Here is a 23,045-nt window from a genome sequence, read left to right on the forward strand (position 1 = left end):
TGTGCTCGGCGTCGTGCCCGCGACGGTCGTCACACGTGGCGCGCAGGCCTTACCGGATCACCGCGTCGACGGTGTCCCACGGGCCGGCAGGTCAGCGGCCCAGTGGTCCGCGCCCCAGACGCAGCAGCAGCATCGCGAGGGTGTGCCCCTCCTGGCCGAGATCCTGGAAGCGCTCGAGCACCTTCACCTCGCGGCTGTGGACCAGACGAGGGCCGCCGGAGGCCATGCGTGCGGCACCGATCTTCTTCGACACCGCCGACCTGCGCTTGATCGCGGCGAGGATCACGGCATCGAGCCGGTCGATCTCGAGCCGCAGCTGGTCGATGTCGTCGGGCAGGTCGCCGACCTCGGACGAGAGCTCGTACTTGTCGAGGTCGATCGAGTGCTCGAACGACGTGCCGCCGGACGGGCGGGGGTCCTGAGCGCCGGGGCTGGGGCTGCGGTCGGTCACGCGCCCGATTTTGCCACGACGCCCCGCGACGACCCGCACGCGGCCGAGTCACCCGACCCGACCACGACGCCGCTCGCGGCACATGGAAACTGGAGCGCATGCCCAATGCTCGGATGGTGTCCCTCGTCGCCCTGTCCCTGATCGTGGGTCAGCTGATCATCCGGGGCTGGCTCGTCGCGACGGGCAACTTCTACTGGGACGATCTGGTCCTCGTGGCACGCGCGTCGTCGAACCCGATCGTGTCCTGGGAGTATCTGGGCCACAGTCACGACGGGCACTTCATGCCGGCGGCGTTCCTGCTCGCCGGGGTGGCCACGTGGCTGGCGCCGCTGAACTGGGCGCTGCCGGCGCTGATGCTCGTGGTGATGCAGGCGATCGCGTCGGTGGCGGTGTGGCGGATGGTGCGGGTCATCGCGCCGCGCGCCCGCATCGGTGCACTCGTCGCGCTCGCGTTCTATCTGTTCAGTCCGATGACGGTGCCCGCCTTCGCCTGGTGGGCGGCCGGCCTCAACACCCTGCCCCTACAGGCGGCGATGGCGTGGATCGTCGCCGACGCGGTCCGCCTCGCGCGCGGTGACGTCGACGACGCGCGACGCCGGCTGGTGTGGGTCCGCTCGACGATCGTCTTCCTGATCGCGCTGGCGTTCTTCGAGAAGTCGTTGTTCATCCTCCCGGTGGCGCTGGTGGCCGCGGTCCTCGCGAACGGCGGTCCCCGCGCGACGACGGCGACGCTGCGGGCCGCCCGGGAGTTGTGGCTGGCGCTGACCGTCGTCGCCGCGTCGTGGGTGGCGGTGTACTTCATCATTACCGACCCGACGTCGGGTGAGCATTCGGTGGCGCAGACCGCGCGCCTGGTCTGGCGGTCGGTGACCGATGCGATCGTGCCGTCGCTCGTCGGCGGGCCGTGGGAATGGGAGCGGTGGACGCCGAGTCCGCCGACCGGCTTCCCACAGATGTGGATGATCGTCGGCGGCTGGCTGGTGCTGGCCGCGGTGACCTGGTGGGCGGTGGCCCGCAAGCGCGGCGGCGCAGCGATCGTCGTGTGCGCGTTGATCTACGCCGTGGCCGCCCAGATCCCGGTGATGTGGAACCGGTCGAGCCCGCAGACGGCGATCGAACTCGCCCAGCACATGCGCTATCTCCCGGACACGGCGCTGGTGTTCACCATCGCTCTGGCCCTGCTGTGCGCGGCGCCGGCCCGGACCACCGACGTGGGCGGACGGCATGCGCGCACGTCCGACGCCGAGGCCGGGCGCGATGAGGAGCGGTCGGCCGCGCTGCCCGCGTTCGCGTCCGTCGTCGGTGCGCTCGTCGTGGTGTCCGCACTGGTGTCGCTGGTCTCGTTCTCTTCGTCGTGGCGGGACAACCCGACCGGCGACTACCTCGAGACCGCGACCGCATCGCTACACGACGCGGCGACGCAGGGGCCGGGCGGCGTGACCATGCTCGACCAGTCCGTGCCCCTGGAGATCCTGCAACCCTTCGTCTACCCCGACAACCAGGTCAGCCGCATCTTCGGCCGCGTGGAACCCCGGCCCGACTTCGGGGTGGCCACCGACCGGTTGTTCGTGCTCGACACCGCGGGAAATCTCGTGCCCGGCGGCGTGACGCAGCGTCGCAGCATCTACGCGGGGGCGGGGACCTGCCGGACCCCGGAGGTCGACGGACCCACCCGACTGCGACTCGACGGTCCGCTCTTCTCCTGGCCCTGGACGATCGCGCTCAGCTACTGCGCGACCCGGGACGGCGAGATCGAGATCGCGCTCGCGGACGGGGAAGCGGTCCGGGCACCGGTCCGGGCGGGCCTGGGGTCGGTGTATGTCCGGATCAACGGTGGCGGCGACCACGTCGATCTGCGGCCCCTGACGCCGGGGCTGCGGCTGCACACCGGCGCCGGCCGGGTGGGCGAGGCCGCCGAGGCGCGCTTCGCGGGCGGCTGAGTTCTAGTCGTAGTAGAACGCGGAGATGTTGTCGCTCTGGTTCTCCGCGGCGATGAGGGCCCGCAGCGCCGACGCGGTCTCCTCCTCGGCGACGAAGTAGACGACCTGCGCGTCGCCCGCCGCAGCGACCTGCTGCTCCATCTGCTTGCGGAGCACCTCGGTGCCTTCCCAGGACGGATCGAAGGTGCCGCCGACGATGTGGTCCTGATACCCCTCACCGAAGGTGATGTGCATGTTGCCGTCGGTGCCGATGCCGTCGAAGACGTAGTCGCCGCGCTTGATCGCGTAGTAGCTCGGCAGGCCGGTCACACCCGAGCCGAACCGGGCCTGTGCCGGTTCCTTGTTCCCGGTGCGGACGTAGACGATCTCGGTGTTGGTCTGCTTCTCGTTGTTGTCGATGAGATCGTTCAGTTCGTCTGTGGTCGCGTCGATGAAGGCGAGATAGGTGAAGGTGTACCGCGACGCGATGTTGGTGTCCGGCGGGAGGTTGGTCGCCGCGCAGCGGGTGGTTCCGTTGCGTCCGAAGTCGACGCGCAGGACCACCTTGCACTCACCGCCGACGGCGCCGGGCGGGCGGTTGCCGACCGCGAAGTTCAGCGTCAGGCCGTAGTTGAAGTGGCCGCGGACGTCGTCGGCGTACGGGCTGCCCTGCACGGTGTAGTCGAAGGCGCAGGACGAGGTGGTGCATGCACCCGTCTGGCGCGAGGACACCACCGGCTGCTCCATCCAGAGGCCGGGGGCGGGCACCGACAGCAGATCCGAGACGAGTGCACGCTGGTTCGCGAACACCTTCTGGGCCTGGTCGGCCGGCTGCAGGCTGACCGCGGCGTCGATGTCGTAGGTGACCGGGCCCTGCACGCTCTGACCCTTGACGTTCGTGACGTTCTTCGTCTCCGGGTCGAAGGTGACCTCCCACGCTCCGATCTTCACCTTGTCGTCGCCGACGAACTCGATCGGCGGGTCGGTGGTGGGCCAGCGCCGGGCGTCGGGGGTGCCCTTGTTGGGCGCCGGGAGCTCGGCCCCGAGCTGCGGCGCGTCGCCGTTCTCGATGTTGCCGATGTCGCCGGCGAGGTTGTCCGGGCCGAGGATCGTGCCCAGGCGCGGCAGGCTGGTGAAGCGGGTGGAGGCCCACTTGTTGTCGAGCGGGGCGGCGTCGAGATTCGTCTTCTCGGCGTCGACGAGGAGTTCGTCCCACAGGGCGCCGGGGGCGCTGAGGAACGGGCTGTTGCCGATCTGCCGGTACTCGCCCTGCTGTGAGCCCAGGGTGATCGTGCCCTCGGCGGTGTTCGACGTGGTGACGATCAGGTCGTCGAATTCGACCGTCCCTTCGCCGCGCTCGTCGTCGTATTTGTAGGTGACCTTGCCGGTGAACTTCGCCGCCGGGCTGGTCGCCATCTTGAACAGCACCTCGTCGAGGCTCTTCTGCGCACGGAAGGCGGGGGTGGGCTCCACGGTGCCGGCGCTGCTGAACGGGACGAACGACAGGACGAGCGCGATGACGAGGGCCAGTGCTCCGACACCGAGGGCGATGGCGGCGGGGACGATGGACGGTCTTTTCATGGCGCCTCTTCCTGCTCGCCGGGGCGTCGTCGCCGCGTGCGAGTTGTTCGCAGACAGGGCACCCCGAGCCGGTGATACCGCGTCATATTAGCCGCGGGACACGGCGATCGGGGCCTCAACCCACGGGGCCGGTCGGCTGTTCGGTCGACCACGTGCCGGGGTGGAGCGGACCGGCCGACGGGGGTCTGTCGGCGGTGGCGGGTAACCTGGACAACCGATGAACAGCTCTTCTTCTGCCCCTCTTCTCGCCGGTCGCGCGGGCGCCGCTCCCTCGGGTGCGGCCGCCGACGACCGGGTCGCGCGCCTGCTCGACGGTCTCAACCCGCAACAGCGCGCCGCGGTGCTCCACGCCGGCGCGCCGTTGCTGATCGTGGCGGGCGCGGGCTCGGGCAAGACGGCGGTGCTGACCCGCCGGATCGCCTACCTGCTCGCCGCGCGGGACGTCACGCCCGGGCAGATCCTGGCCATCACCTTCACCAACAAGGCCGCCGCGGAGATGCGCGAGCGGGTCATCGACCTCGTCGGCCCCCGCGCCGCCTACATGTGGGTCTCGACCTTCCACTCCACATGCGTGCGCATCCTCCGGGCGCAGTCGGGGTTGCTGGAGAAGATGAACTCCAACTTCTCCATCTACGACGCCGACGACTCGAAGCGGTTGTTCGGCATGGTCATCCGTGACCTCGACCTCGACCCCAAGAAGTTCAGCCCGCGCGGCGTTTCGGTGGCCGTGTCGAACTTCAAGAACGAACTCATCTCGCCCGACGAGGCGCTGGCCGCGGCGCCCGAGGACGACCCGACGTCGACGACGATCGCGCAGATCTACGCCGAGTACCAGCGCCGTCTGCGCGCCGCAAACGCCTTCGACTTCGACGATCTGATCGGGGAGACCGTCGCTCTGCTACATCGGCATCCCCAGGTCGCGGAGTATTACCGGCGCCGGTTCCGTCACGTCCTCGTCGACGAGTACCAGGACACCAACCACGCGCAGTACGTGCTCATCCGCGAACTGGTGGGGGAGCAGACCACCGCGAGTGGTCTCGAGCCGTCGGAGCTGTGCGTCGTCGGCGACGCCGACCAGTCCATCTACGCCTTCCGCGGCGCCACCATTCGCAACATCGAGGAGTTCGAACGCGACTTCCCGTCCGCCGAAACCGTTCTGCTCGAACAGAACTACCGGTCGACGCAAACGATCCTGTCGGCGGCCAACGCCGTCATCGCGCGCAACTCCAACCGGCGCGAGAAGAAGTTGTGGACCGACTCCGGTGACGGCGAACTCATCGTCGGCTACGTCGCCGACTCCGACCGCGACGAGTCGACGTTCATCGCCAAGGAGATCGAGGAACTCACCGACTACTCGATCGGCGGGTCGTCGAGTCACAAATACTCCGACATCGCGGTGTTCTACCGCACCAACACCGGTTCGCGTGCGATCGAGGAGGTGTTCGTCCGGCACGGGATTCCGTACAAGGTCGTCGGCGGCACCAAGTTCTACGAGCGCAAAGAAGTGCGGGATGTGGTGGCCTACCTGCGGGTGGTCGCCAACCCCGACGACTCGGTCAGCCTGCGCCGGATTCTCAACACGCCTCGGCGCGGCATCGGTGATCGCGCGGAAGCCTGCGTCGCCGTGCATTCGGAGAACACCGGACGGAGCTTCTACGAGTCGCTGATGGACGCGGCCGAGGGCAAGGTCGCATTGCTCAACACACGGGCGGTCAAGCAGATCGGCGGGTTCGTCGAACTCATCGAAGGGCTGCGGTCGGACTTCCTGACCCACTTCGGCGAGGCCGGCACGGAGGACGCGGATGTGGCCTTCCTCGATGCCACCGAGGAGTCGGCCGACATCGGTGAACTCGTCGACGCGATCGTCGAGCGCACCGGCTACCGCGCCGAACTCGAGGCGTCCAACGATCCGCAGGACGGCGCACGCCTCGACAACATCAACGAACTCGTCGCCGTGGCACGGGAATTCAGCGCCGACGCCGCGCAGGTCGACGCCGATGCCGACGACCCCGAGGACGAGGTGGACCGCGAGGGCGAGCCCGAACCCGGTTCGCTCGCAGCGTTTCTCGAGCGGGTCTCACTCGTCGCCGACGCCGACCAGGTGCCCGATGAGGGTGAGGGCGTGGTCACGATGATGACCCTGCACACCGCCAAGGGCCTCGAGTTCCCGGTCGTCTTCGTCACCGGTTGGGAGGACGGCCATTTCCCGCACATGCGTGCGCTCGGCGACCCGGCCGAGCTGAGCGAGGAACGGCGCCTGGCCTACGTCGGGATCACCCGCGCCAAGCAGCGTCTGTACCTCACCCGGTCGGTCACCCGCGCTTCCTGGGGGCAACCGGTGTCGAACCCGGAATCCCGTTTCCTGCAAGAGATCCCGCAACATCTCGTCGACTGGCGCCGAACCGAACCCAAGCGCTCGATGCGCGGCTTCGGCGGATCGTCGGGCGGCGTGTTCGGCCGCGACGGGGCATTCTCCGGTTCGGGTGGTTCGTCGATGGGCCGTGGCCGGTCGTCGTACTCGTCGGATCCGGCACGCGGACGCAACAAGCAGGTTCAGCTCGACATCGGCGACCGACACAACCATCCGAAGTACGGCATGGGCAAGGTCGTGGCCAAGGAGGGCAGTGGCGCCACCGAACGCGTCACCATCGACTACGGCGGCAGCGCGGGACGCGTCACACTTCTCACCGCGGGCGGGATTCCCGGGGACAAGCTCTAGGGGCGCGCGCGGCGGGCCCTTCGTGGCTCGTCGCTATCGCTCCTCACACCTCAGGGAGCAATGGGGTCGCTTCCATCGGATGAGGGAGCAGAGAATCTTGGGCGCTCCGCGGGGAGCGGACGCTCGCGGAGCGAATGGTCGGGCTGCGATTAGCCGGTGTAACCAGAGAGCTTTACGCCCTTGGCGGCGAGCCAGGGCACGGGGTCGATCTTGGTGTTGCCGTTCTTCCACACCTCGAAGTGCAGGTGCGGGCCGAACGAGAAGCCCTCGTTGCCCACCAGGGCGATGACGTCGCCGGCGGTGACGCGCTGGCCTTCGGTGACCAGGACGCCCGAGGAGGCCATGTGGCCATACATGGTGATCGTGCCGTCGGCCGCTTCGATCTGAACCCAGTGGCCGTATCCCGACGCGGGCTCGGCCTTGATCACGACACCGTCGGTGGCGGCGTGGATCGGGGTGCCGAGGGGAGCGGCCATGTCGATGCCGCCGTGCATGGTGCCCCAGCGCATCGCAAAGGCGGAGGTGAAGTCGTAGCTGCCGAGCGGGATCGGCGAGGTGAAGAGCGGGCGCCGGGCCAGGGCCTCGCGACGATCCTGGTCCGCCGCCATCTTGGCGCCCACACCCAGCTGGTTGGTGAAGACGTTCATCTGGTCGGTCTGTGCGGTCGCAGCAGCGACACCGGGGCCCAGTTCCACGGGTGCGGCGCCCGGGGCGGTGGCGTCGTTGACGGCCGCGGCGTTCACGGGTGCGGGCGCCTCGTCGTTCGTGCCGACCTGAGCGACCGCGGCGACGGCCGCGCCGGCGGCCATGGCGATGAGAGCTGCGCGTCCGCCCTTGAGGGCGTTCGGCGGCGCCGCGATGCGGTGCTTGCCGCCACGTCGGACCCGTTGTCCGGCCGGATTCGTCCGGAAGGGGCGATGCTCGGTGTCGTCATCGAGATCGTCGTCGTCGAGCGAACGGAGTTCGCCCCCGTCGAAGCTGTCGAGCTCGGCGCCCTCGACGTCGAACGGCTCGTCGTGCTCGTACTGATCGAACTCGTGCTCGGGGATCAGGATGTCCTGAGTGATCTCCGAACGGGTGGGACGGTAGTAGCCCTGCCACGACGACGGCGTCCAGCCGGCGTCGGAGTGCTCGCGAGTGGAGGAATCGGAGTCTGCGAAGTCGAACTCGTAGTCGGTGAGGTCGTACCCGGCCGCATCGTCGGTGTCGACAATGGGGATGATCGTGGTCATCTCTTCCGCTGTGACGTCATCGATCAACCCGCCCGATCGGACGCGGCCCGATCCGCGTGAGACACCGAGTCCCGCCAAATCGTCCACCTCATCTCTTCGCTACCGCATCTCGTCGCCGGCGGATCGAAGTCACCGTCCGTAATACTTCTGTGACCACCGCTGAGAGCCGACGGTAACGAAATGATTGCGGCAAGTCCAACCGTAGAAAGCGACAAACCGGCATATTGTGAGCTGAGTCACATGACTGGTCGCCAAGTATGGAAATTGCCGGATTTTCTGTTCACTACAGCAAATTCAACCTGTGAAGACCGCGCGCCGATGGATTCTGCGGTCGTCGCAGTTCATGGGGTCGGACCGACGCTGTGGACCTCACGTCACGACGTCAATAATGTGAGAACCGACCGAGCGAGTGATCTGTCGCACAAGCGCAGGGTGCGCGCGGGGTGGCGATTCCCGACAGGTTTAAAGTCCGATATGGCCCGCATTACACCCTTGCGCGGGCAAATCTACGAGATGGTGAGCTGAATGGATCTCTTCGAATACCAGGCGAAGGAACTGTTCGCCAAGCACGGGGTTCCCACCACACCCGGTCGGGTGACCGATGATGCCGCCGATGCGCGGGCGATCGCCGAGGAAATCGGCAAGCCCGTGATGATCAAGGCGCAGGTCAAGACCGGCGGGCGTGGCAAGGCAGGCGGCGTCAAGTACGCCGCGACCCCGGACGACGCGCAGTCCCACGCTTCCAACATCCTTGGCCTCGACATCAAGGGCCACGTCGTCAAGAAGCTGCTGGTCGCCGAGGCCAGCGACATCGCGGAGGAGTACTACATCTCCTTCCTGCTCGATCGCACCAACCGCTCCTACCTGGCCATGTGCTCGGTCGAGGGCGGTATGGAGATCGAAGAGGTCGCGGCGACCAAGCCCGAGCGCCTCGCGCGGGTCGCCGTCGATGCCGTGAAAGGTGTCGATCTGGAAACCGCGCGCTCGATCGCCGAGCAGGGCCATCTGCCTGCCGAGGTGCTCGACGCCGCAGCGGTCACCATCGCGAAGCTCTGGGAGGTCTTCGTCAAGGAGGACGCCACCCTGGTCGAGGTCAACCCGCTCGTCCGCACTCCGGACGATCAGATCCTCGCCCTCGACGGCAAGGTCACCCTCGATGCCAACGCCGACTTCCGTCAGCCCGGCCACGAGGAGTTCGAGGATCGCGACGCCACCGATCCCCTGGAGCTCAAGGCCAAGGAGAACGACCTCAACTACGTCAAGCTCGACGGCGAGGTCGGCATCATCGGCAACGGCGCGGGCCTGGTCATGTCGACCCTCGACGTGGTCGCCTACGCCGGTGAGAAGCACAACAACGTGAAGCCCGCGAACTTCCTCGACATCGGCGGCGGCGCCTCGGCCGAGGTCATGGCTGCCGGCCTCGACGTCATCCTCGGCGACGAGCAGGTCAAGAGCGTCTTCGTCAACGTCTTCGGTGGCATCACCGCATGTGACGCCGTCGCCAACGGCATCGTCGGTGCTCTCGAGAAGCTGGGGTCCGACGCCAACAAGCCGCTGGTCGTCCGCCTCGACGGCAACAAGGTCGACGAAGGCCGCAAGATCCTGGCCGATGCGAACCACCCGTTGGTCACGCTCGCCGAAACCATGGACTCGGGCGCCGACAAGGCCGCCGAGCTGGCGAGCAAGTAAGGGAGCCACGGAATATGTCGATCTTTCTGAACAAAGACAACAAGGTCATCGTCCAGGGCATCACCGGCGGTGAGGGCACCAAGCACACCGCTCTGATGCTCAAGGCCGGCACCAACATCGTCGGCGGTGTCAACGCGCGCAAGGCCGGCACCACCGTGTCGCACGTCGACGCCGACGGCAACAACGTCGAGCTGCCGGTGTTCGCATCGGTCGCCGAGGCCATGAAGGAGACCGGGGCCGACACCTCGATCGCCTTCGTGCCGCCGAAGTTCTCCAAGGACGCCATCATCGAGGCCATCGACGCGGAGATCCCGCTGCTCGTGGTCATCACCGAGGGCATCCCGGTGCAGGACTCCGCCTACGCGTGGGCCTACAACGTGGAGAAGGGCGAGAAGACCCGCATCATCGGCCCCAACTGTCCCGGCATCATCACCCCGGGTGAGGCGCTGGTGGGCATCACGCCGAACAACATCACCGGCAAGGGTCCGATCGGTCTGGTCTCCAAGTCGGGCACCCTGACCTACCAGATGATGTACGAGCTGCGCGATCTCGGCTTCTCGACCGCCATCGGCATCGGCGGCGACCCGGTCATCGGCACCACCCACATCGACGCCATCGAGGCGTTCGAGAAGGATCCCGAGACCAAGCTGATCGTGATGATCGGTGAGATCGGCGGCGACGCCGAGGAGAAGGCCGGCGAATACATCAAGGCCAACGTGACCAAGCCGGTCGTCGGCTATGTCGCGGGCTTCACCGCCCCCGAGGGCAAGACCATGGGCCATGCCGGCGCCATCGTCTCCGGCGGTGCGGGCACCGCGCAGGGCAAGAAGGAAGCCCTCGAGGCTGCGGGCGTCAAGGTCGGCAAGACGCCGTCCGAGACCGCCGCGCTGGCGCGGGAGCTCTACGAGGCACTGTAAGAAGCCGCGAGAACCGAAGAACCCGAGCGGGTCTGCCCGCTCGGGTTTTTTCGTGGGCCGACCGACCGGATCGGCGCGTGCGATAATTCGTCGGTGAACTCCCCGGCGCGACGCGGCGCGATCTCCCAGCTGGCAGGGGAGTCGATGCGGTTCGCCGGGGTGGTGGTCGACGTCGCGGAACGTCTACCCCTCGCGGGCGGGGTCATCGGGTCCGTCCGTGCGCGGCTGGCCGAGGCCGCCGACACCGCTGTCACCGTGGTGGTCTCGACGACGCGAGTCGTTCTGGGAGTCGTCATCCGTGAGGTCGTCGACGCATTGGTCGAGGAGGTCGACCTCACCGACCTCGTCCTCACCCACGTCGACCTGAAACGCCTCATCGGCGAGGTCCTCGCACTCATCGACATCGACGAGGTGATCACCACGGTCGATCTCGATCGGGCTGTCGCACAAGTGGATCTGATGGCGGCGATCGATCTGGTGGACCTCGACACGGTGATCGGCAAGGTCGATCTCGACTCCGTCGCCACCGGAATCGACATCGACGCGATCGCCGCGCGGATCGACATCGACGCCATCCTCGGGCGGGTCGATCTGATCGGGCTCGCCGAGGAGATCATCGACGGCGTCGATCTCCCCGACATCATCCGGGAGGCGAGCACCTCGGTGACCGCCGATGTGATGACCGACGTGCGCAGCACCAGCGAACGTGCCGATGACGCGGTGGCCAACGCGGTCAATCGATTTCTGCGTCGCCGCGGTGCCGCGGCCATCGAGGCAGCTCCCGATGAGGAGGGGCCACGATGACCGCGGAACCGAAACCGACAGAGCCGCTGCAGAACTCGTCCCCGACGACGCCCGGTCTGCCGCCCGTGCACAAGGCCCATGCGGTGCAGGACCGGGACAAGAACGCGGGCATCGTGAGCCGGGGTGTCGCCTCGTTCCTCGACCTCCTCGTCGTGTGGACGATCCTCGGTGCCGCCTATGCGGGCCTGTCCCTGATGAAGTTCGTGCTCTCGGTCAGCGAATTCTCGTTGCCGGAGGTCAATCTGGTCTTCACCACGACCGGCTTCGTGCTGGTGGCGGTGCTCTACCTCGCGACGTGCTGGGAGGTCTCCGGACGCACCCTCGGGTCGGTCGTGATGGGCCTGCGGGTGGTCAACTCGGAGGGTGCACGCATCCGGCCGACCATCGCGGTGCTGCGCGCCCTGCTCTGTACGTTCTTCGCGATCGGTCTGGTGTGGGTGGTCGTCGACCGGCGTCGTCGGTCCGTGGCCGACGTCCTCCTGCGCACCCGGGTCATCTACTCTCGCTGACCGCCTTGAGCTGAGTCAGTCCCTTCTCGAAGTCCTTGCCCAGCATCTTGTCGAAGATGCCGAAGAACCCTGCCACGCGGCTGAACAACGTCTGTGCGCCGACCATCGTCCAGGACACCCGCGTCGCCTGTCCCTCCGGCGCGAGTTCGAAGGTGACGGTGTTGGTGGCCTTCATCGGCTTCTCGAAGGCCAGGTGCACCTCGACCTCGCGCGGCTCGTCGACGCGCGTGATCTTCATGGCGCCGCGACCGGCCTTCTTGTTGCCCGACCATGCGTACTTCGCCCCGACACCGGATTCCGCACCGGAGTAGTCGCGCGTCATGTCGGGGTCGACTCCTTCCCACGGCGACCAGTGCACCCACTGGTGGAAGTCGATCAGGTACGGCAGCACCGCAGTAGGTGGTGCGTCGACGATGGTGGATCGGGTGATGCGGAAGGTGTCGGACATGCGGGCCCCCGGAAGAGATCGGTCGGTGGTACGGAACGGGTGTCGGGCTGACGAGAGTATGACACCGGGCGCCGACGGAAATCATCGCGTCGGGGCGTCGCGGAGGGTGTCGACGTCAGGCCGGAGCCGCCCGGCCGCGGCGGGATACGGTGTGAGGCATGGGTGAGCGGGCACGGCTGACGGCGACAGACCTGCGCGTGATGATCGTCGACGACGATATGTGGGAATCGTGGGATGCGCCGGTCGGTGAGCCGGCCACGACGTCCGATGGTGCGGACGACACCTATGCCATCGAGCTCGACCGGGCACGCCGAAAGAGCGGTTCGGACGAATCGGTCACCACCGGCGCCGGCGCGATCGGCGGCCGGCGAGTGGCGATCGTGCTGGGGGAATTCGAGTTCCTCGGCGGGTCGATCGGGCGCGATGCGGGGGCCCGGATCGTCGCAGCGGTCCGACGCGCGACACGCGAACGACTTCCGCTGCTGGCGTTTCCCGCCTCCGGAGGCACCCGGATGCAGGAGGGAACCGCGGCGTTCCTGCAGATGGTTGCCATCACGGGTGCCGTGACCGACCACAAGGCCGCCGGCCTGCCCTACCTGGTGTACCTGCGTCATCCGACCACGGGTGGCGTGTTCGCGTCGTGGGGTTCGCTCGGCCACATCACCTGGGCGGAACCCGGAGCGCTCATCGGTTTTCTCGGGCCGCGCGTCTACGAAGGCCTGTACGGGGAGCCCTTTCCGGCCGATGTCCAGACCGCGGAGAATCTGGTCCGCACAACGGTTGTCGACGACGTGGTCGATCCCGTCGATCTGCCGGCCCGGCTGGCCGCGGTGCTGCGACTGCTCGACGCGCGTGACCGGCCGTCGTCGGACGACTCGGTGACGGTAGGTCCGCAGCGCACGCAGTCGGGGGAGCCGGAGGACACCTGGGCCTGTGTGCTCGCCACCCGCGAGGCCGGACGCGCGGGCCTGGTCGAGTTCCTGGCCGGCGGGGATTCGGCGCCACTGTCGGATGCCGGGCCACTGCGCTTCTCGCTCAGCGACTTCGACGGTCGGGTCGCGTTGGTCGTCGGCTACGACCGGACGTCACAGGCGGCGGGCGACCTCCCGGGGCCGCGACATCTGCGCGAGGCGCGGCGGGCGATCATGGCGGCCGGCGACCTCGGACTCCCGGTGGTCACCGTGATCGACACCCCGGGCGCGGAACTGTCGGTCGTCGCCGAGGAGGGTGGCCTCGCGGCGCAGATAGCGCGCTGCACAGTCGAATTGCTCAGTGTGCGCGTGCCGACGGTCTCGGTCCTCCTCGGGCAGGGTGCGGGCGGCGCCGCGCTCGCGCTGTTCCCCGCCGACGTGCGGGTCGCGCGCGCCGACGCCTGGCTCTCGCCGTTGCCGCCCGAGGGAGCGAGTCTCATCGTGCACCGTGATCTCGACCATGCCGGTGAGATGGCCTCGCGGCAGGGCATTCTCGCCGGGCGCATGGCCGAGCAGGGCATGATCGACCACGTCGTCGACGCCGGATCGGACGACGAAGCGCTGTCGGCGATCCGCGACTGGATCGGCCGGTACCTCGCGGGATCGCCGGTTCCGGACGACGAGGCACGAACGCGCGTGCCGACGAAAGACGCGCGATGAGCGCGCGCGTCGTCGCCGTCGGGGCGCTCATCACCGACGAGTCGGGGCGGATCCTGTTGATCCTGAGGCGGAACGAGCCGTCGGCCGGGCACTGGAGCCTCCCCGGCGGCCGGGTGGAGCCCGGGGAGTCGCTGGAGCAGGCGGTGATCCGCGAGGTCGAGGAGGAAACCGGTTTGCGGGTGACGGTCGGCGAACCGGCCATCCAACTCGAGATCCCGGTCGGCGACGGACGGGTGTATGAGGTCCACGACTTCCGTGCCGAGATCCGTTCCGGGGAACTACGTCCAGGTGACGACGCCGCGGACGCGGCGTACTTCACACCGGCCGAGGTCCGTCGGGCGAAGGTCACGAACCGCTTGGTGGAGTACCTGGAGCAGGCCGGTGTGTTGCCGCCGGAGTCGCCCTGACGGCTCACCGCCGACGCTCCCGGCCCAGCGGGCCGACGTGGTGCACGGACATGGTTTTGTGCAGGATGGAGGGATGACCGATCTACTGCCCCTGGACCCTGACCAACTCCTCACCACCACCCGCTCGGTGCGCAAGCGTCTCGACTTCGAGCGTCCCGTGCCGCTCGACGTGGTCAAGGAGGCGCTCGAGGTCGCGTTGCAGGCACCGACCGGCAGCAACAGCCAGACCTGGCACTGGATCGTGCTCACCGATCCCGAGCTGAAGCAGAAGGTCGCGGATTACTACGCACAGTCGTTCGCCAAGTACTACACCGGCCAGGCTCCACGGGACGAGACCGGCAAGCGCGTCGCGTCCAGTGCCCAGTACCTCGCCGACACGATGGGTCAGGTCCCGGTGCTCGTCATCGGCGCAATCTACACCGGCGGCGACCTGCCGGCGGGTAACCAGGCCGGCGTCTGGGGCTCGTTGCTGCCGGGTGCCTGGAGCCTGCAGTTGGCGTTGCGTGCCCGCGGCCTCGGATCGGCGTGGACGACTCTCCACCTGAACTACGAGAAGGAGGTCGCCGAACTCCTCGGCATCCCGGCCAACATCCATCAGGGCGTGTTGCTGCCGGTGGCCTACAGCAAGGGCACCGATTTCAAGCCCGCGCCGCGCAAACCTCTCGACTCGGTCCTCCACATCGACGGCTGGTGAGGGCGGGGTGCCGGGTCACGTCTGATCCGGCACCTCACACCGGAGTGCCGCCAGCGCCATCGCGGTGAGGAGGCGGCGCAGTCCGTGCTGGTCGAACGCGGGCAGGCGAGGCGACGAGTTGAGCAACCCGAACATCGCGTGGACCCGCACGCGGGCTTCCGCGCGGTCGAGTGTGCCCCCGTTCTCGTCGATCACCGCGAGGAGGACGTCCACCCACCGTTCCACGTAACGGCGCTGCAGCAGCCGGACCCGGTGATTGGCGTCCGGGGTCATCGACGGCAGGTCCCGATCCTGCACCGTGATGAGGTCGGGACGGGTGACGAGGACGTCGATGTGAAAGCCGATGAGCGCGACCAGGGTTTCCGACGGCGAGCCGCCGCGGTCGGCGACCTCGCTGCCGCCGTCGTGCAGTCGCTGACTGATGTCGATGAGCATCTCGTCGAGAAGCTCGGTCTTGGAGGAGAAGTGGCGGTACATGGCCGGGCCGCTCACCCCGACGGCTCGTCCGATGTCCTCCAGTCGCACGCCGGCGAATCCGCGCTCGGCCATCTGGTGGGCGGCGGCGGACAGCAATTCGGCACGACGGGCCGCCTTGGCCTGGGTTCGGCGCGTCGGCGGACGATTCGTGATCTCCGATTCGTCCTCGCGCGGTTCATGCGTCGCGGACATCGATCCCGAACTCTACGCGTTCGCGCGTGCGGACGAGATGCAGCGTGCCCCACGTCGGCGCGCGGATCACGGGGGTGGTTGACCCGGTCGAATGAAAACTGCGCCGGCCGGTGCTCACGAGGCCGGGAAGGGCTTAGTCTTGCGCATGATCGCGCGCCGGACGGCGGGCGCAGAACAGTCCGAAAGGGCGGCGGGCCGAGTCCCGCAGCAGCGACGAGGAGCGGATCGTGAATCCAGGCGAACCCCAGCACCCCGGCGGTCAGTGGTCAGGCGTTCCGCAGGGCCCACCGCAGACCAGGGGCTTCGCCGGCAACCAGGATCAGACGGCCCACGTCCAGCACCCCGGCACCGGGAGTCTTCCGCCTCAGCAGTGGAACACCGGCGCGCCGTACCCGCCTCCCGGTTGGGGACAGCCGGCCCGCGGGCCGCGTGCCGACCTGTCGGTGATCTTCGCGCTGGCCTCCGCGGTGGCGGGGGTGGTCACGTACTTCATGGGCTTCCTCGGGTGGATCTCGGTCGGGGTCGGCGCCGAGGAGGAACTCAACCGCTGGGGAACGGATTTCGAGGAAGGGCAGGGCGGTATACCCGCGTACTTCTCCTACGAGATCGTCCTGAACCCCGGCAAGTTCTTCATCCTGCTCGGGGTCGTCGGCATCGCGGCGACGTTCGTGCTGGTTCCGAGCTACCGCAAGGCGCTGCCGTTCCTCGCGGTCGTCGGAGTCGCCGCATGGCTGGCCCTGTTCGCCGCAGCACTGATCACGCCGCCGTTCCTCGACCTCGGCGCCGGTGCGATCGTCGGGCTGATCCTGGGATTCTTGCAGGTGGCGCTGCTCATCGCGGCGGCCTTCTTGTACGGTCTGAAGAAGGATGACTCGCCCAACCGGGGATGACGGCCCCGACGATCCGATCGTCGGCCTACTACGTCGTGCTGGATGTGTCTTCGCCGAAGAAGAAGCCGCGCTGCTTCGCGAACACATTACCGACGCAACCGAACTCGACGCGCTGTGTGCCCGACGCGTGGCCGGCGATCCGATCGAGCATCTGGTGGGTTGGGTGCGGTTCGGTGACCTACGGCTGGCGGTCGGCCGCGGCGTCTTCGTGCCGCGTCAGCGCTCCCTGTTGTTGGCGCGCACCGCGATCGCCGCAGCAGATGCGTGCCGGTCGCCGACCATAGTCGAGGCGTTCTGTGGTGTCGCACCCATCGCCGCGAGTGTTGCGGCCGCGGTGCCCGGCGTCGAACTGCATGTCGTCGATGCCGACGACACCGCGCTCGGCTTCGCGCGCCGAAACCTGCCGGGCGGGACCGGGATTCACCTCGGTGCCGGGCTCGTCCCGCTGCCGGCAGCACTACGCGGCCGTCTGGACGTGATCGCCGCAGTACCTCCCTACGTGCCCGACTCGGCGCTCGGACTGCTGGCGCCGGAGGCGCGGGATCACGAACCGCACCGGGCACTGCTCGGTGGCCCGGACGGCCTCGACCACATCACGGCCTTGATCGCCGACGCCCGGAGATGGCTCGCCGTCGGTGGCGAGTTGCTGATCGAGATGAACACCGCCCAGTACGACCTGGTCGCCGTCGCCCCGACGGCCAGAGCGCATTACGAGTGCGAGGTCGTCCCGGGCGACGACGGCCAGACCGCTGTGGCGCGTCTTCGGCGGGCACGCTGAGGACGGATGGTATGAGCGAAGCGCTCCTACCTGCCTCTGAGGTGCGAGCGAAACGCTCCTAACTGCTCCCTGAGGTGCGAGCGAAGCGCTCCTAACTGCTCCCTGAGGTGCGAGCGAAGCGAGCCACGAAGGGCCTCGCAAGGTATCTCACCAAGCCCTTCGAGGCTCGTCGCTATCGCTCCTCGCACCTCAGGGGGCAGTGGTTTGGCGGTTCGTTCAGATTGGGGAACAGTTGTTCTCAGGTTGTGTCGGATCACGGACCGGTGCTCAGCCTCAGATCCCCAGCATTTCCCGCTGCCGTGCGACCGCTTCCCGGTAGCGCGCGACGTTGGCCATCTTGATCCCCTCGTAACCCCGGACCATGTCCGGTAGTTCCGCGAGGTCGACGACCGCGGGTACCTGGTCCGCGCCGATGCGCCCACCCGCGAGCGCATCGAGCGCGGCGTCGACGAGTTCCCGGTACTCGACGATCAGCGCGCGTTCGGTACGCCGGATCTCGCTGCGGCCGAACGGGTCCAGTCGGGTTCCCCGGAGGCGCTTCATCTTCGCGAGCGCGCTCAGCGGGGTGTCGGCCCACGATCCGAGCGTCAGCTTCTCGCGCATCCCCATACTCCGCAGCGTCGGCGGGTGGAGGCGTACCGCGATCTCGGCGTCGGCGCCGAACTCGTCGGCGATGCGCGCGGCGAACGACGGGTCCTGGGTGAGCCGGGCGACCTCGTATTCGTCCTTGTAGGCCATCAGCTTGAACAGGTTCCGGGCGACGGCGGCGGTGAGCGAGGGGTCGGATGCGACGCGTCGTACGCGGTCGACCGTGTCGAGGTAGGTTCGCGCGTATTTCTCGTCGGAGTGGGCGGTCAGCTCGTCGTACCGGATCGCGATGGTGCGCCGGAGGTCGGCGTCGATATCCCCGAGCGCGCTGACCACCGCGAGGGTGTGGCGGCTCGGTTCGATCTCGGCGACCCCGCGACCGTGCAGTCCGTCGATGGTGCGAGACACGGAGTCGGGATCGGACACGACCTGCCGGCCGCGCCGGAACGCCTGGACGTTCGCGTCCACGGCCACGCCGTTGAGCTCGATCGCCCGCTCGATGGATTCCGCCGAGATGGCCAGCGCCCCGGCTTGATACGCAGCACCGACCATCAGCATGTTGGCGTACTGCTCGTCGCCGAACAGGGCTGTCGACACCGCTCCCGAATCGAGGTACACGGTCCGCGCGACCCGGGAGTCGATCGCGGAGTGGACGGCGGAGTCCGCCGGGAACCCGACCGAGGTGTCGATGACCATCAACCCGGTCGGCACCTGGGTGGTCGAGACGATCGCGACCGTCTTCTCGGGAGCGGTGACCTTGAGGTTGACCGGGTCGGTGCCGACCAGCGGATCGCACACGAGGTACAGGTCGCAGTCCTCGGACGCCACCTTCGCCGCCTGCTCCAGCGGATGCGGGGCCACCTTGATGTCGCTGACCACGGCGCCGCCCTTCTGCGCGAGCCCGGTCATGTCGACGGTCCGGGCCGAGCGGCCGTCGAGGACGGCTGCGGTGGCCAGGACCTGGGACACGGTGACCACGCCGGTACCGCCGACACCTGTGATGCGCAGGGAGAAGGTGTCGCGGATGGCGGGGATCGCGGGCATCGGCAACACGGTGTCCGCCAGATCGGCTGCGCGCGTGCGGATGCGGTCGGCGCCCGGGGTGACCGTGACGAACGACGGGCAGTCGCCCTTGAGACAGGAGAGGTCGAGGTTGCACGAACTCTGGTCGATGCGCGTCTTGCGTCCGAACTCGGTCTGGACCGGGTGCACCGAGAGGCAGTTCGACTTCTCGCCGCAGTCGCCGCACCCCTCGCAGATGCGTTCGTTGATCACGACGCGACGAGTGGGGGTGGGCATGGCGCCGCGCTTGCGCTTGCGGCGCTTCTCGGCGGCGCAGTGCTGATCGTGGACGAGCACCGTGACGCCCGCGACTCCCGCGAGTTCGGTCTGTACCTCGAGCAGGTCATCGCGGTGGCGAACCTCGACGGTGTCGGGGAGACCCAGCGTACGAACGCGTTTCGGGTCGTCGGAGGTGACCACGACCCGACTGACGCCCTCGTCGAGCAGCAGTGACGTCAACCGCGGCAGGGACATCCCGCCCACCGGATCCTGTCCGCCGGTCATCGCGACGGTGCCGTTGTAGAGCAGCTTGTAGGTTATGTTCGCGCCCGACGCCACGGCCGCCCGCAACGCCAGCGACCCCGAATGCGAGAAGGTGCCGTCGCCGATGTTCTGCACGAAGTGGTCCGCGGACACGAACGGGGCCATGCCGATCCACTGCGCGCCCTCGCCGCCCATCTGGGTGACCCCGGCGATGTCGCCGACCTGCCGGGGATCCATCAGCAACACCATCGCGTGACAACCGATGCCGGCGCCGACCAGGGTGTTCTCGGTGACCTTCGTCGAACTGTTGTGGGGGCAGCCGGAGCAGAAGTACGGCGTGCGCACCGCCAGCGGGAGTTCGATGCGGGTGCGGCGAGCGGCTTTGCGGTCGAGCCAGATCCGCGCGGCGTCGACCCCGTGGCGGGCGAGACGGTCGGCGAGTCCTCGGGTCACCGCGTCGACGTCGAGTTCGCCGAAGCGGGAGAACAAGGTTGATCCGTCTTCGTGCACCTTCCCCACGATGCGCGGGGCCCGCGGGTGGCGGAACAGGATGTCGCGCATCATCGTCTCGATGAAGTCGCGCTTCTCCTCGACCACGATGACCTCGTCGAGATCGCCGGTGGCGGTGTCGAACATGAAGCGATTCAGGATCTCTCGCTCGATCGGGTAGACCATGCCGAGCTTGAGGATGCGGATTCCGAGCCGGCGCAGATCCTCGTCGTCGATCCGCATCAGTCGCAATGCTTCCCGGAGATCGAGGTAGGTCTTTCCCGCGGCGACGATGCCGATGCGGTCGTCGGGACTCGAGACCACGATCCGGTTGAGGCCGTTGAGCCGTGCGTACTCCTGCGCACGCGGGAGCCGGGTGGTCAGCTGATTCTGTTCGAGTTCCATGAGATGGGCGCCGAGCAGTCGTCCGCTGGGCACGTGGGGGCTCGTCCCGAGGTCGCCGTAGACGGGCACTATGCGGTCCGGGTCGACGCGTGCGGTCGACGCGCCGTCCGCGACGTGCGCGGAGATCTTGAGCGAGGTCCAGACCCCGCTGGTGCGACTCATGAGCGCCGCATGGACACCGAGATCCAAGATGTCCTGGGAATCGGCCGGATAGAGGATCGGGATGTAGAGGTCGGCCAGCGCCATCTCCGACGCGCACGGGACCGTCGAGGATTTCGCACCCGGGTCGTCACCGACGAGCGCGACCGCGCCGCCGGCGGAATGGGTTCCGATGAGGTTCGCGTGCCGCAGGGCGTCCGTCGCGCGATCGAGACCGGGTGCCTTGCCGTACCAGTATCCGACGACGCCGTCGCGGGGGAGCCCGTCCGCGGACGGCGTCAATTCGGCACCGCCGATGACCTGTGCGGCGAGCTGTGAACCCATCACCGAGGTCGCGGCGAGCTCTTCGTTGAGACCGGGCCGGTGGATGACGTCGTACGGGGCGAGATGCGCGCGCCGTCGGGCGAGTTCGAGATCGTAACCGGCGAGGGGCGAGCCCTCGTAGCCGGAGATGAACGAGGCCGTCCGGAGGCCGGAACGGCGGTCGACGCGAGCGCGGTCGCGGACCATGCGTACCAGGGCCTGGATGCCGGTGAGGTAGATGTCGCCGGACTCGCGGGTGTAGCGGTCGTCGAGCGAGAACCCGGTGGCTGCCGTCTCGGGCGGCGTGCCGGGGGTCGGGACGTGCTCGGAGCGAGCGCGGTCGTCTGCGAGGGTCATGGGGTCACCTGGCCTTCTATGTGCGGTGGCCGGTCCGGGGTTCCGGGGTGTCGGCGCATCGGTTGTGTCGGCCCGGGGGTGGTGGGCCTGCCACAACAGTACGAGAAGACGTGATGCGCGTCACGTAGGTCATGTCGACGCGGTGGATGAACCGGGACGTGACATGGGCCACTTCATCGCGTACGATCACTTTCAGTTAATAGCCACTAACTGAAGGGTCGACGGTGACCAGCACGCTCGACGGCTTCCGGGCCGCACACCAGCGCAATCTCGACCTGCTCGACGAACGCCTGCGAGAGGTGTCCGCCGGCGGCGGCGCGAAGGCTCGTGATCGCCACGTCGCTCGCGGAAAGTTGCTCCCGCGGGACCGGGTCGACGGGCTGCTCGACGTCGGGTCGCCGTTCATCGAGGTGGCCCCGCTCGCGGCCTTCAAGATGTACGGCGGCAAGGTGCCCGCCGCCGGGGTCATCGCCGGCGTGGGGCGCGTCGCGGGTCGAGAGTGCATGATCGTCGCCAACGACGCCACGGTCTCCGGCGGCACGTACTACCCGGTCACGGTCAAGAAGCATCTGCGTGCGCAGGAGATCGCGGCGGCCAACCGGCTCCCGTGCATCTACCTCGTCGACTCGGGCGGCGCGATGTTGCTCCAGCAGGACGAGGTGTTCCCCGACCGGGATCACTTCGGACGGATCTTCTTCAATCAGGCGACCATGAGCGCCGCCGGCATCCCGCAGATCGCCGCGGTGCTCGGGTCGTCGACCGCCGGCGGGGCCTACGTCCCGGCGATGAGCGACGAGACGGTGATCGTGCGCAATCAGGGCACCATCTTCCTCGCGGGCCCGCCACTGGTGAAGGCGGCGACCGGAGAAGATGTCTCCGCCGAGGACCTGGGCGGTGGTGCGATGCACTCATCGGTCTCCGGTGTCACCGACCACCTCGTCGACAACGACCAGCAGGCGCTCGCCAAGGTCCGCGAGATCGTCGCGACCCTCGGGCCCCGCGAGGCGCCACAGTGGGAGACGATCCCGGTCCGCGAGCCGGTGCGGCCGCAGACCGACATCTACGACGTGGTGCCCACCGACCCGCGAACTCCGTACGACGTCCGGTCGGTCATCGAAATCCTGTGCGACGGAGGAGAATACAACGAGTTCAAGGCGAACTACGGCACCAGTCTGGTGACGGCGTTCGCGCACCTGCACGGTCACCCGGTGGGGATCGTCGCCAACAACGGTGTCCTGTTCAGCGAATCCGCCCTGAAGGGAGCTCATTTCATCGAACTGTGCGACCAGCGCCGCATCCCGTTGCTGTTCCTGCAGAACATCACCGGGTTCATGGTCGGCAAGGCCTACGAGCAGGGCGGCATCGCCAAGAACGGGGCCAAGATGGTCAACGCCGTGGCGTGCGCACGCGTGCCCAAGTTCACCGTCATGGTCGGCGGCTCCTTCGGAGCGGGCAACTACTCGATGTGCGGACGCGCCTACTCGCCCAGATTCCTCTGGATGTGGCCCAACGCCCGCATCTCGGTCATGGGCGGACCGCAGGCCGCCGACACCCTCGGAACGGTGCGACGCAACCAGATCGAGCGATCCGGCGCGGAATGGTCCACCGAGGACGAGGAAGCGTTCAAGGCCCCGATCCGCGAACAGTTCGAACAACAGTCGGATGCCTACTACTCGACGGCCCGGCTGTGGGACGACGGCATCGTCGACCCCGCGCAGACCCGGACACTGCTCGGCCTCGCTCTCGAGACCGCCCGCTACGCACCGCTCGCCGATCCGCGCTACGGCGTCTTCCGGATGTGACCGCCGATGCCGACGTCGCCGAGTCCGAACCCGATCTACACCGCCCCGTCCCGCCGACC

General features: G+C 68.0%; 18 protein-coding genes. 12 read left to right on the forward strand and 6 right to left on the reverse strand.

The features are described 5' to 3' along the window. Window positions 1-91: 91 nt before the first annotated feature. On the reverse strand, window positions 92-451 hold the full coding sequence (locus ACFVHY_RS04180; RefSeq protein ID WP_033203695.1) for a chorismate mutase: 360 nt from the start codon (window positions 449-451) through the stop codon (window positions 92-94). A 98-nt stretch (window positions 452-549) separates the two neighbouring features. Here ACFVHY_RS04180 and ACFVHY_RS04185 point away from each other — a divergent pair, with 98 nt between their 5' ends. Continuing rightward, on the forward strand, window positions 550-2,391 hold the full coding sequence (locus tag ACFVHY_RS04185; protein ID WP_390268673.1) for a hypothetical protein: 1,842 nt from the start codon (window positions 550-552) through the stop codon (window positions 2,389-2,391). A 3-nt stretch (window positions 2,392-2,394) separates the two neighbouring features. Here ACFVHY_RS04185 and ACFVHY_RS04190 read toward each other — a convergent pair whose 3' ends face one another. Further along, window positions 2,395-3,951, reverse strand: a complete 1,557-nt coding sequence (locus tag ACFVHY_RS04190; RefSeq protein WP_390268676.1) for a hypothetical protein — start codon at window positions 3,949-3,951, stop codon at window positions 2,395-2,397. A gap of 217 nt (window positions 3,952-4,168) precedes the next feature. Between ACFVHY_RS04190 and ACFVHY_RS04195 the strand changes: the two genes are divergently transcribed. Then, entirely contained in the window at window positions 4,169-6,670 is a 2,502-nt protein-coding gene (locus tag ACFVHY_RS04195; RefSeq protein WP_390268679.1) for a UvrD-helicase domain-containing protein, read from the forward strand. Between the two features lie 149 nt (window positions 6,671-6,819). Here ACFVHY_RS04195 and ACFVHY_RS04200 read toward each other — a convergent pair whose 3' ends face one another. Continuing rightward, the gene (locus ACFVHY_RS04200; protein WP_390268682.1) at window positions 6,820-7,989 is read right to left on the reverse strand and encodes a M23 family metallopeptidase; all 1,170 of its coding nucleotides are present in this window, start codon (window positions 7,987-7,989) and stop codon (window positions 6,820-6,822) included. Between the two features lie 438 nt (window positions 7,990-8,427). Here ACFVHY_RS04200 and sucC point away from each other — a divergent pair, with 438 nt between their 5' ends. The 4 genes from sucC (at window position 8,428) to ACFVHY_RS04220 (ending at window position 11,821) form a co-directional block, all read left to right on the forward strand. After that, the gene (sucC, locus tag ACFVHY_RS04205; protein ID WP_010843609.1) at window positions 8,428-9,591 is read left to right on the forward strand and encodes an ADP-forming succinate--CoA ligase subunit beta; all 1,164 of its coding nucleotides are present in this window, start codon (window positions 8,428-8,430) and stop codon (window positions 9,589-9,591) included. A 14-nt stretch (window positions 9,592-9,605) separates the two neighbouring features. Continuing rightward, the gene (sucD, locus tag ACFVHY_RS04210; protein ID WP_058251543.1) at window positions 9,606-10,508 is read left to right on the forward strand and encodes a succinate--CoA ligase subunit alpha; all 903 of its coding nucleotides are present in this window, start codon (window positions 9,606-9,608) and stop codon (window positions 10,506-10,508) included. A gap of 93 nt (window positions 10,509-10,601) precedes the next feature. Then, entirely contained in the window at window positions 10,602-11,312 is a 711-nt protein-coding gene (locus tag ACFVHY_RS04215; protein ID WP_390268686.1) for a hypothetical protein, read from the forward strand. Further along, window positions 11,309-11,821 carry an RDD family protein gene (locus ACFVHY_RS04220; protein ID WP_058251542.1) on the forward strand — a complete coding sequence of 171 codons (513 nt, stop codon included), beginning with the start codon at window positions 11,309-11,311 and terminating at the stop codon, window positions 11,819-11,821. The genes ACFVHY_RS04215 and ACFVHY_RS04220 overlap by 4 nt, the downstream gene beginning before the upstream one ends. Here the strand turns inward: ACFVHY_RS04220 and ACFVHY_RS04225 are convergent. Further along, window positions 11,805-12,269, reverse strand: coding sequence for an SRPBCC family protein (locus ACFVHY_RS04225; RefSeq protein ID WP_390268689.1), 465 nt, complete (start codon window positions 12,267-12,269; stop codon window positions 11,805-11,807). The genes ACFVHY_RS04220 and ACFVHY_RS04225 overlap by 17 nt on opposite strands. Before the next feature lie 158 nt (window positions 12,270-12,427). Here ACFVHY_RS04225 and ACFVHY_RS04230 point away from each other — a divergent pair, with 158 nt between their 5' ends. The 3 genes from ACFVHY_RS04230 to ACFVHY_RS04240 all read left to right on the forward strand — a co-directional run bounded on the left by ACFVHY_RS04230 (window position 12,428) and on the right by ACFVHY_RS04240 (window position 15,001). Beyond that, a complete protein-coding gene (locus ACFVHY_RS04230; RefSeq protein ID WP_390268692.1) occupies window positions 12,428-13,900 on the forward strand; it encodes a carboxyl transferase domain-containing protein in 1,473 nt (490 codons plus the stop codon). Beyond that, a complete protein-coding gene (locus ACFVHY_RS04235) occupies window positions 13,897-14,307 on the forward strand; it encodes an NUDIX hydrolase (RefSeq protein WP_390268695.1) in 411 nt (136 codons plus the stop codon). Before ACFVHY_RS04230 ends, ACFVHY_RS04235 begins: the two co-directional genes overlap by 4 nt. A 73-nt stretch (window positions 14,308-14,380) precedes the next feature. Continuing rightward, window positions 14,381-15,001 (forward strand): nitroreductase family protein, encoded by a 621-nt coding sequence (locus ACFVHY_RS04240; RefSeq protein ID WP_137808939.1) that lies wholly within the window; start codon window positions 14,381-14,383, stop codon window positions 14,999-15,001. 15 nt (window positions 15,002-15,016) lie between these two features. On the opposite strand, the gene ACFVHY_RS04245 is transcribed toward ACFVHY_RS04240, so the two are convergent. After that, window positions 15,017-15,670 carry a TetR/AcrR family transcriptional regulator gene (locus ACFVHY_RS04245; protein WP_390268698.1) on the reverse strand — a complete coding sequence of 218 codons (654 nt, stop codon included), beginning with the start codon at window positions 15,668-15,670 and terminating at the stop codon, window positions 15,017-15,019. 227 nt (window positions 15,671-15,897) lie between these two features. Between ACFVHY_RS04245 and ACFVHY_RS04250 the strand changes: the two genes are divergently transcribed. After that, entirely contained in the window at window positions 15,898-16,560 is a 663-nt protein-coding gene (locus ACFVHY_RS04250; RefSeq protein WP_390268701.1) for a DUF5336 domain-containing protein, read from the forward strand. Beyond that, the gene (locus ACFVHY_RS04255) at window positions 16,538-17,338 is read left to right on the forward strand and encodes an SAM-dependent methyltransferase (protein ID WP_390268705.1); all 801 of its coding nucleotides are present in this window, start codon (window positions 16,538-16,540) and stop codon (window positions 17,336-17,338) included. The genes ACFVHY_RS04250 and ACFVHY_RS04255 overlap by 23 nt, the downstream gene beginning before the upstream one ends. A 273-nt stretch (window positions 17,339-17,611) precedes the next feature. On the opposite strand, the gene ACFVHY_RS04260 is transcribed toward ACFVHY_RS04255, so the two are convergent. After that, a complete protein-coding gene (locus ACFVHY_RS04260; RefSeq protein ID WP_390268708.1) occupies window positions 17,612-21,184 on the reverse strand; it encodes an indolepyruvate ferredoxin oxidoreductase family protein in 3,573 nt (1,190 codons plus the stop codon). Between the two features lie 224 nt (window positions 21,185-21,408). Here ACFVHY_RS04260 and ACFVHY_RS04265 point away from each other — a divergent pair, with 224 nt between their 5' ends. Next, on the forward strand, window positions 21,409-22,986 hold the full coding sequence (locus tag ACFVHY_RS04265; RefSeq protein ID WP_390268711.1) for a carboxyl transferase domain-containing protein: 1,578 nt from the start codon (window positions 21,409-21,411) through the stop codon (window positions 22,984-22,986). Window positions 22,987-23,045: the final 59 nt, after the last annotated feature.

The sequence above is a fragment of the Gordonia sp. NPDC127522 genome (assembly GCF_042672305.1).
In the GTDB taxonomy this organism is placed as follows: Bacteria; Actinomycetota; Actinomycetes; order Mycobacteriales; family Mycobacteriaceae; genus Gordonia; species Gordonia hongkongensis.

What these genes read in the sequence shown, in the direction of transcription:
- ACFVHY_RS04230 (WP_390268692.1), top strand. Translation starts at nt 12,428, where the DNA reads ATGGGTGAGCGGGCACGGCTGACGGCGACAGACCTGCGCGTGATGATC.
- sucC (WP_010843609.1), top strand. Translation starts at nt 8,428, where the DNA reads ATGGATCTCTTCGAATACCAGGCGAAGGAACTGTTCGCCAAGCACGGG.
- sucD (WP_058251543.1), top strand. Translation starts at nt 9,606, where the DNA reads ATGTCGATCTTTCTGAACAAAGACAACAAGGTCATCGTCCAGGGCATC.
- ACFVHY_RS04190 (WP_390268676.1), bottom strand. Translation starts at nt 3,951, where the DNA reads ATGAAAAGACCGTCCATCGTCCCCGCCGCCATCGCCCTCGGTGTCGGA.
- ACFVHY_RS04185 (WP_390268673.1), top strand. Translation starts at nt 550, where the DNA reads ATGCCCAATGCTCGGATGGTGTCCCTCGTCGCCCTGTCCCTGATCGTG.
- ACFVHY_RS04220 (WP_058251542.1), top strand. Translation starts at nt 11,309, where the DNA reads ATGACCGCGGAACCGAAACCGACAGAGCCGCTGCAGAACTCGTCCCCG.
- ACFVHY_RS04225 (WP_390268689.1), bottom strand. Translation starts at nt 12,269, where the DNA reads ATGTCCGACACCTTCCGCATCACCCGATCCACCATCGTCGACGCACCA.
- ACFVHY_RS04235 (WP_390268695.1), top strand. Translation starts at nt 13,897, where the DNA reads ATGAGCGCGCGCGTCGTCGCCGTCGGGGCGCTCATCACCGACGAGTCG.
- ACFVHY_RS04260 (WP_390268708.1), bottom strand. Translation starts at nt 21,184, where the DNA reads ATGACCCTCGCAGACGACCGCGCTCGCTCCGAGCACGTCCCGACCCCC.
- ACFVHY_RS04245 (WP_390268698.1), bottom strand. Translation starts at nt 15,670, where the DNA reads ATGTCCGCGACGCATGAACCGCGCGAGGACGAATCGGAGATCACGAAT.
- ACFVHY_RS04195 (WP_390268679.1), top strand. Translation starts at nt 4,169, where the DNA reads ATGAACAGCTCTTCTTCTGCCCCTCTTCTCGCCGGTCGCGCGGGCGCC.
- ACFVHY_RS04255 (WP_390268705.1), top strand. Translation starts at nt 16,538, where the DNA reads ATGACTCGCCCAACCGGGGATGACGGCCCCGACGATCCGATCGTCGGC.
- ACFVHY_RS04240 (WP_137808939.1), top strand. Translation starts at nt 14,381, where the DNA reads ATGACCGATCTACTGCCCCTGGACCCTGACCAACTCCTCACCACCACC.